Here is a 7,644-nt window from a genome sequence, read left to right as displayed (position 1 = left end):
GGTCTGGAAGAAGTAACGTAGAGGGCATCTCTCACAGTCGATCAGGACCGCAGTTTCCTCACCCGCGCACAGGTCTCATAACTCCTTCCGTCTTGGCCTTGATCTCTTCGACCGTGATGCGTTCCTGTTCAGTTGTGTTCATAGCTACCTCCTGGCACCAAGTCAGAGTGCTGATGCGCTTCAATGGAATTTCCGCAGAACCTGTCAGTCATCAAAATTTGCAGTTTCCGTTGTCATATCTGCATTACACACTCGCAGACGTGTCGACGCTTGGGACGTTCAGGCGACCCATATTCTGGGTTACAGTCGTTGGTACTACAGCGGCCAATGTGGCCTACACTTGGGCCCTTGTTGACTGGTGGCGGTCCGCCCAACTTGGATGGCCTCTACGGGACCAACCAGTATCGTCGCCCGCCCGTCAGTCGCCTGCGAGTGTCCTTGGCGCAGCAGCAACCTGCCGTCGCCGCGCGTTGGGTTCAAGCTCAGGTCAAAAGCGCTTTCGTAGATTGGGCCGCCGAAGTGGCGTCTACCAGACTGCTGCAATTTAGCCGGGAACGGAGTGCAATTGACTGCATCATGAGGCTGCAATTGTCTCAAATCCTGCAACGACAGCGTCGATAACGCATAAAATGTGCATGTTTAGCCTTAATCCCGATGCAGCTATGGGGTCGACATCAGCCGCCGCCTAATAGGCTTTCGCAGGCCAGATGTTTCAATGGAGACGACGCACTCCGCTCATCGATGGGCAGGTGCACCCCATCACGCGGAACCATCCTGCTCACGTCCCCGCAGGGACGTCTCGGCGCATCCAGGTTGGATGCGAACGGTGGCCGGACGGATCAGGTCCAGCAGGAGGGTATCGGGATATCGTTGGCGGCCGCCAGCCCGGCTTCCCGTCGTGAGCTCGTTTTCCATCCTATGGGGAACAGCCACTTGCTTCCATGAGCGTGACTGGTTCGGCGCAACTCGCTCCCGCGATTACCCAATGTCCACACATGTCGCGAATCCAGGCTCGAGCCGAAGAAGGGGGACCGTTCCTGTTGGCCTTTATGCTGCAAGCCACTCTGGCTGCGCCGCCTCTGCCTTACGTCCGGCTGCGGCCCGATGCCGGATAGCTGCGGGGCAGAAGATGCTCGAAGCTGCGGCGGATGCGGCCGTAGCACTCGCAGGCCCTCCGCTCGAGCCCGGCCCGATCGCGCACCGTGATCCCGCCCCGGCCCTGTGCAATCAGTCCGGCAGTATGGAGCGCCCGCGTGACGGTGCTGACGGTGGAGCGCTGCACGCCCATCATCTCGGCCAGCAACTCGTGCGTCAGCGGCAGGGTGTCCCGGTCGACCCGGTCGTGCGTGCTCAGGAGCCAACGGCAGCACCGGGCCTCGACGTCATGAACCGCATTGCAGGCGACCGTCAGCAGCGTCTGGCTGATCAGCGCCTCGCTGGCCCGCAGGAAAGTGTGCCGGAGGGCCGGACGGGTGGCGATCGCCTCGTGCATGCGCTCGGTGGAAATGCGGGAGGCGGCGCCGGGAAGCTGGACGATGTAGCGCCCCAGAGCCTTGCGGGTGATCACTGCGGTCACGATGCCAACCAGGGCCTCGCGGCCGAACACCCCCATCTCGACCGAGTGGCCGTCCTCCATCACCGTGACCAGCGACACGACGCTGTCATGCGGGAAATAGGTGTGGGTGAGCGGATCGCCCGTCTCGTACAGAACGGTCCCGCGCGGTAGGTCGACGCTCTCGAGATGAGGCTCCAGAGCAGCATAGTCGTCAGGATCCAGGGCCGCGAGAAAGCGGTTGGCCCGGTGGTCGAATGCCGTCGTGCCAGAGATCATCAGGGCAGCCTATCGTGACGGGGGAGTGGAACCAGTCTGACAATGGTCGAGGCTGGCTGACCCGGTGACCGGTCTTCGCACGGCCCAGTGGGCGGTTGTCTGCCGTAAAGTGCCGAAGTGCCGGTGTCAATCGGCCTGGATCAGCTGAAACAGAAGAAGCCGTTGAACCGCACGCCGGCGGCCGCTTTCGCCTCGCTCTGGCGCTCAACGTAGGAATTACAGCTTGGCGCCGCCTCAGCCAGAGGCTAGGAGAGCTGCCGAAGGGGATTTGCTGTGGACAGGTGTTCCGCGATTTTCTGGTCATGAAGGCGAGGAGCTGAGCTGACTGAGCATGACCTGTGGGCCGATCTATCCGGCGTGTCCGAACGCTTGAACGTTCGCGTGCCTGACAGGCGATGTCTTCCAATATCCATCCCTCCCTGGATCCGATCGGAACCGGCTACGGCCTGATCTCCCGCCGGACCGCCAGCACGTTGCGGATCGAAAAACTGGAATGGATCCGCGAGACGCCGGGAAGCGTCGACAGAACCTCCTTGTGAATCCGCTCGAACTCCCCAGCGTTGCCTACTTCAACACGGAGCAGGTAATCTGAGCCGCCGGTCATCAGATAGCATTCCCTGATCTCAGGATGCTTGCGGACAGCCGCTTCGAACTTATCAAGGTAATCCTCGGTCTGCCGTTCAAGAGTAATGTTGATGATGACGGCGATCGTCGCTTCGCCGCTCGAAGTGTCGACCAGGGCGGTGTAGCCGCGGATCACGCCGGCCTGTTCCATGATCTTGATGCGCCGCAGACAGGCGGATGGCGAGAGGCCAACCTCACCGGCCAGCTTGGCGTTGCTCATGCGGGCGTCAAGACGCAGGAGCTTCAGGATGTTGCGGTCGATGGTGTCGAGACCCGTCATGATAGAAGAGGCCAAAGCTTAGAAGAACATGCGGCGCTGACGTCACATTTTGCAACAATCAATCGCAAATAGGCGGACAATTTCGTTCCTTATTTCATACATTGCCTCTCCATCAAGAGGGCAAAGATGGTCAGCACGGTTTCAGTTTCCGACGCGAGCACGGGCGCCAATGTCCACGGAGCCACCGGCTGTGTGACAATTGATCTTTCAGCCCTTGGCCGCAATTACGACAGGCTTGCGGCGACCGTCGCGCCAGCCCGCGTGGCCGCTGTGGTCAAGGCCAATGCCTACGGATTGGGTATCGAGCGGGTCGCAAAAATCCTCTCCCGCAAAGGCTGCCGGCATTTCTTCGTCGCCCACCTCAGTGAGGCCATGGATCTGCGGCCCATGCTCCCTCGCGACGCGCAGGTCTTCGTGCTCAACGGGCTGCAACCCGGCCGTGAGACCGCTTGCACTGAGGGCGGCATCATTCCGGTTCTCAACTCGATGGAGCAGTGGCGGCGATGGTCGGCAACAGCCCGGTCCCTTAACCACACTCTGCCGGCTGTGCTGCAGTTCGACACGGGGATGTCGCGCCTCGGCTTTCCGCCCGACGAACGCCCTGCCCTGGCGGAAGCCCTGAGGACGGACGGGCATGTCGAGATCCTGTTCATCATGAGCCACCTGGCTTGCGCCGACGAGCCGGACAGCGACCAGAACGGCGAGCAGCTGGCCGAGATGAGACGCATTGCCGTCGAGTTCGGCGGCTTCGACACGTCCTTCGCCAATTCGGGCGGCGTGTTTCTCGGCGATGGCTATCGGGGCGCCCTGGCCCGTCCCGGCATCGCGCTCTACGGCGGCGCGCCAACCACTGGGGCGCCGAACCCGATGGAGCCGGTCGTCAGCCTCGATGTCTCTGTCGTGCAGGTTCGCACCGTGCCGGCAGGCACAAAGGTCGGCTATGGCGGTATTCATGTCGCCAAGCGACAGGCGCGTCTTGCGACGATCGCCGCAGGCTACGCCGACGGCCTTCCCCGCAGCCTGAGCGATCGCGGCGCCGTCTATTATGAGGGCGTGCGCCTGCCGATCGTCGGCCGCGTGTCGATGGACAGCATCACCGTCGATGTGTCCGCCCTGCCGGAAGGAACCCTGACGCTGGGCAGCTTTGTCGAAGTCCTGGGCCCGAACCAAACGCTGGAGGACCTGGCGCGTGACGCCGCAACCATCTCCTACGAAATCCTGACCAGTCTCGGGCCTCGTTTTCAGCGGCGATATCGCTGACCCTTTCTTTCCAGTGAGGACATCATGAAAGTAAGCGTTCTCGGCGCCGGCGTCGTCGGCGTCACGTCGGCCTATCAGCTGGCCAAGGCCGGCCACGAGGTGACGGTCATCGACCGCCAGCCGGGCCCAGCCCTGGAAACGAGCTTCGCCAATGCCGGCGAGGTCTCCTTCGGCTATTGCTCGCCCTGGGCCGCGCCCGGCATCCCAATGAAGGCGATGAAGTGGCTGTTCATGCAGCACGCGCCGCTGATTCTGCGCCCCAAGGTTGATGCGGCCATGCTGTCCTGGCTCGTGAAGATGCTCTCCAACTGCACCTCCGAGCGCTATGCGGTCAACAAGAGCCGTATGCTGCGGCTTGCCGACTACAGCCGCATCTCGCTTGCAGCGCTGCGCGCGGAAACCGGCATCGCCTATGACGAGCGCATGCAGGGCACCCTGCAATTGTTCCGCACCCAGGCGCAACTCGACGCCTCGGCCAGGGACGTCACGGCGCTCGCCGCCGACGGCATTCCTTACGAGGTTCTCGACCGCGACGGCTGCATTCGCGTGGAGCCGGCCCTGAACCATGTGCGGGAGAAGATCGTTGGCGGCCTTCTGACGCCGAAGGACGAGACCGGCGACTGCTTCAAGTTCACCACTGCGCTGGCGCAGAAGGCGGAAGAGCTGGGCGTGCGCTTCTCCTGGAGCACCGAGATCAAGGGGCTTGGTGTCGAAGGCGGCCGCGTGCGCGGCGTCGTCACACGCCGCGAGAACCTCTCCGCCGACGCCGTGGTCGTCGCGCTCGGCAGCTATTCGCCGCTGCTCCTCAAGCGGTACGGCGTCAGGCTGCCGGTCTATCCGGTCAAGGGCTATTCGCTGACCCTTCCGATCACCGACGCCGCGCGCGCGCCGGAATCGACCGTGATGGACGAGACCTACAAGATCGCCATCACCCGGCTCGGCGACCGCATCCGCGTCGGCGGCATGGCGGAGATTTCCGGCTATACCAATGATCTCGGCCAGGCGCGCCGCCGCACGCTGGAACATTCCGTCATGGATCTCTTCCCCGGCGGCGATGTTGGCAAGGCTTCGTTCTGGTCGGGCTTGAGGCCGATGACGCCGGACGGCACGCCAGTGATCGGCCCGACGACGATCGCCGGCCTGTTCCTCAACACCGGTCACGGGACGCTCGGCTGGACGATGAGCTCCGGCTCGGCCCGCGTGATCGCCGATCTGGTTTCGGGCCGCAAGCCGGAAATCGATGCGACCGACCTGGCGATTGCCCGGTACGTCTGACCGCATCTCATCCACGTCTCGTTCATGGAGGATCAATGCATGATCGCTGCAGTTTCCACCGCCAACGCCCCAGGCGCTGTCGGCCCTTACTCGCAGGCTATTAAAGCCAGCAACCTGTTGTTTGTGTCCGGTCAGCTGCCGATCGATCCCGCCACAGGCGAGTTCAACTCGGCCAACGCGGTGGAGCAGGCCGAGCAATGCCTGAAGAACCTCGCCGCGATCGCCAGGGCCGCTGGCTCCGAGCTGTCCAAAACCGTCAAGACGACGGTGCTCCTGACGGATCTTGCTGATTTCGCTGACATCAATCGCGTCTATGCCGGGTTCTTCACGACCCCTTATCCCGCCCGTGCCTGCTATGAGGTGAAGGCGTTGCCGAAGGGCGCGAAAGTCGAAATCGAGGCCATCATCGCTCTCGACTGATCGACCCCCGTCGTATACGGGCAGAAAATGCCGGGGTGGTCGGTCCTGACTACTCTGGCAGTGTCGTTTGATAGGCTGAGCAGTCATTTACGCGGATCTGCCAACCGTCGACATCGTGGGAGAGATCGGTTTGACCTTGATGCAGTCGTTGACCAAACACCTCAGAAATCCCGAACTGTTTGCCGATCTGGCCTTCGTGCCTGATGTGCGTGGGACGGAACCGGCGAAGCGGTTTCCGGTGTTCAACCCCTCTACCGGCGAACGGCTGGCCGAGCTCCCGGACATGGATGTCGAGGATGTCTCAAAGGCCGTCAGCAACGCCGAAGCTGCGCAGGGACACTGGGCCGGACTGACGGCACGCGAGCGCTCTGACATCCTTTGGGAATGGCACCGGCTGATCCTTGAATACCGGGACGATCTTGCGGCCATCCTGACGGCGGAAATGGGCAAGCCGCTTGCCGAGGCGAAATCAGAAATCGCCCATGCCGCAGCCTATATCCAATGGTATGCCGAGGAGGCCAATCGCATCTATGGCGAGACGATTTCGGCACCGTCCAACGACAGGCGGATGCTGGTAATCAAACAGCCGGTCGGGGTGGTTGGTGCGATCACGCCGTGGAATTTTTCCGCCTCGATGGTTGCACGCAAGATTTCACCGGCGCTCGCCGCCGGCTGCACCATCGTGCTGAAGCCTGCGGAGCAAACGCCTCTTGTGGCCGGCGCCATGGTCAGGCTCGCGGGCATGGCAGGGTTTCCCGATGGCGTTCTCAATCTCATTTACGCGTTGGAGGGCGATGCGGTTGGCCGCGAGCTGTGCGCCAACCCCAAGGTACGCAAGATCAGCTTTACCGGGTCGACCGAGGTCGGACGATTGCTCATGAGGCAGTGTTCGGATCAGATCAAGAGGATCAGTTTCGAGCTTGGCGGCAACGCTCCTTTCATCGTCTTCGATGATGCGGATGTCGACGCTGCCGTGGATGGCGCCATCCAGGCGAAGTTCCGCAACGCCGGCCAGACCTGCGTGTCCGCCAACCGGATTTACGTGCAGTCCAGCGTGCATGATGAATTTGCCGAGAAATTCACGCAGCGTGTGCGCACGCTCGTGGTCGGAGATGGTTTCCAGCCGGATGTCGCGGTCGGCCCGCTGATTGATGCACGGGCGCTGGTAAAGATCGAAGGCCATGTTGCCGATGCTCTGCAAAAAGGCGGGACGGTCCGTTGCGGGGGCCGCCGGATCGGCACCTCGGGAACGTTCTTTGAGCCCACTGTGATTACGGACGTGGTGGGCACGATGCGGTTGGCCCAGGAAGAAACCTTCGGACCGTTGGCCCCGATCATCCGCTTCGACGATCCCGGTCAGGTGGTCCGCGAGGCGAACGACACCATTTATGGTCTCGCAGCCTACTTCTATGCGTCCAATCTCAAGCGAGTCTGGCACGTCGCTGAGGCCCTCGAATATGGCATGATCGGCATTAATACCGGGCGCATGTCGTCCGAGGCTGCACCGTTCGGCGGCATCAAGCAGTCAGGGATCGGTCGCGAGGGATCGCGCCACGGTCTGGAGGATTATCTCGAGATGAAGTACCTCTGCATGGGAGGGCTGTAGCCCTGGAGAGCTGTCAGGCAGCGATTGCACCATGCGCCCTCTCCTAACCGCGCCGCAGGACCGCGAGCGGGCTTGCTGGCGTCGCGCCAGCAGCCATGACGTTGGAGCCTCGGCCAATCTCCACGCGCGATGGGATTAGCACAAGATCTGTGCCTGATCGCACGGGCGGCATTATCAACCAAACACGGCTAACTTTGAGACGAGGTCGATCCTGCGGGCTTTCGTCCGCCGCATCTCGCATCTGATTGCGAAGCGGAACACCGCTGGGATAGACTTGCTTCGAAAAAGATACTGCTGGCGAATTCATTATGCATTAGAGCTGTTGAGGCGCGGTCAGCGTTCAGGCTG

6 protein-coding genes are annotated in these 7,644 nt (G+C 62.1%); 4 read left to right on the top strand and 2 right to left on the bottom strand.

The window, feature by feature from the left end; genetic code table 11:
- Positions 1–1,084 precede the first annotated feature (1,084 nt).
- Together DC522_RS31735 and DC522_RS31730 are read right to left on the bottom strand one after the other, a co-directional pair.
- Positions 1,085–1,831 (bottom strand): Crp/Fnr family transcriptional regulator, encoded by a 747-nt coding sequence (locus DC522_RS31735; RefSeq protein WP_116532442.1) that lies wholly within the window; start codon positions 1,829–1,831, stop codon positions 1,085–1,087.
- A 439-nt stretch (positions 1,832–2,270) separates the two neighbouring features.
- Positions 2,271–2,735: an Lrp/AsnC family transcriptional regulator gene (locus DC522_RS31730; protein WP_116532443.1), complete on the bottom strand. Its 465-nt coding sequence runs from the start codon at positions 2,733–2,735 to the stop codon at positions 2,271–2,273.
- Between the two features lie 126 nt (positions 2,736–2,861).
- Between DC522_RS31730 and alr the strand changes: the two genes are divergently transcribed.
- The 4 genes from alr to DC522_RS31710 all read left to right on the top strand — a co-directional run bounded on the left by alr (position 2,862) and on the right by DC522_RS31710 (position 7,296).
- Positions 2,862–3,995, top strand: coding sequence for an alanine racemase (alr, locus tag DC522_RS31725; protein WP_116532441.1), 1,134 nt, complete (start codon positions 2,862–2,864; stop codon positions 3,993–3,995).
- Between the two features lie 24 nt (positions 3,996–4,019).
- Positions 4,020–5,270 (top strand): D-amino acid dehydrogenase, encoded by a 1,251-nt coding sequence (locus DC522_RS31720; RefSeq protein ID WP_116532440.1) that lies wholly within the window; start codon positions 4,020–4,022, stop codon positions 5,268–5,270.
- Between the two features lie 39 nt (positions 5,271–5,309).
- Positions 5,310–5,690 (top strand): RidA family protein, encoded by a 381-nt coding sequence (locus DC522_RS31715; RefSeq protein WP_116532439.1) that lies wholly within the window; start codon positions 5,310–5,312, stop codon positions 5,688–5,690.
- A gap of 139 nt (positions 5,691–5,829) precedes the next feature.
- Complete coding sequence (locus DC522_RS31710) at positions 5,830–7,296, top strand: NAD-dependent succinate-semialdehyde dehydrogenase (RefSeq protein ID WP_165820410.1); 1,467 nt, start codon at positions 5,830–5,832, stop codon at positions 7,294–7,296.
- Positions 7,297–7,644 lie beyond the last annotated feature (348 nt).

It is taken from the genome of Microvirga sp. KLBC 81 (genome assembly GCF_003075415.1).
GTDB lineage: Bacteria > Pseudomonadota > Alphaproteobacteria > Rhizobiales > Beijerinckiaceae > Microvirga.
Note: the sequence above shows the minus strand (reverse complement) of the source record. Positions and strands in the feature narration are given on the sequence as shown.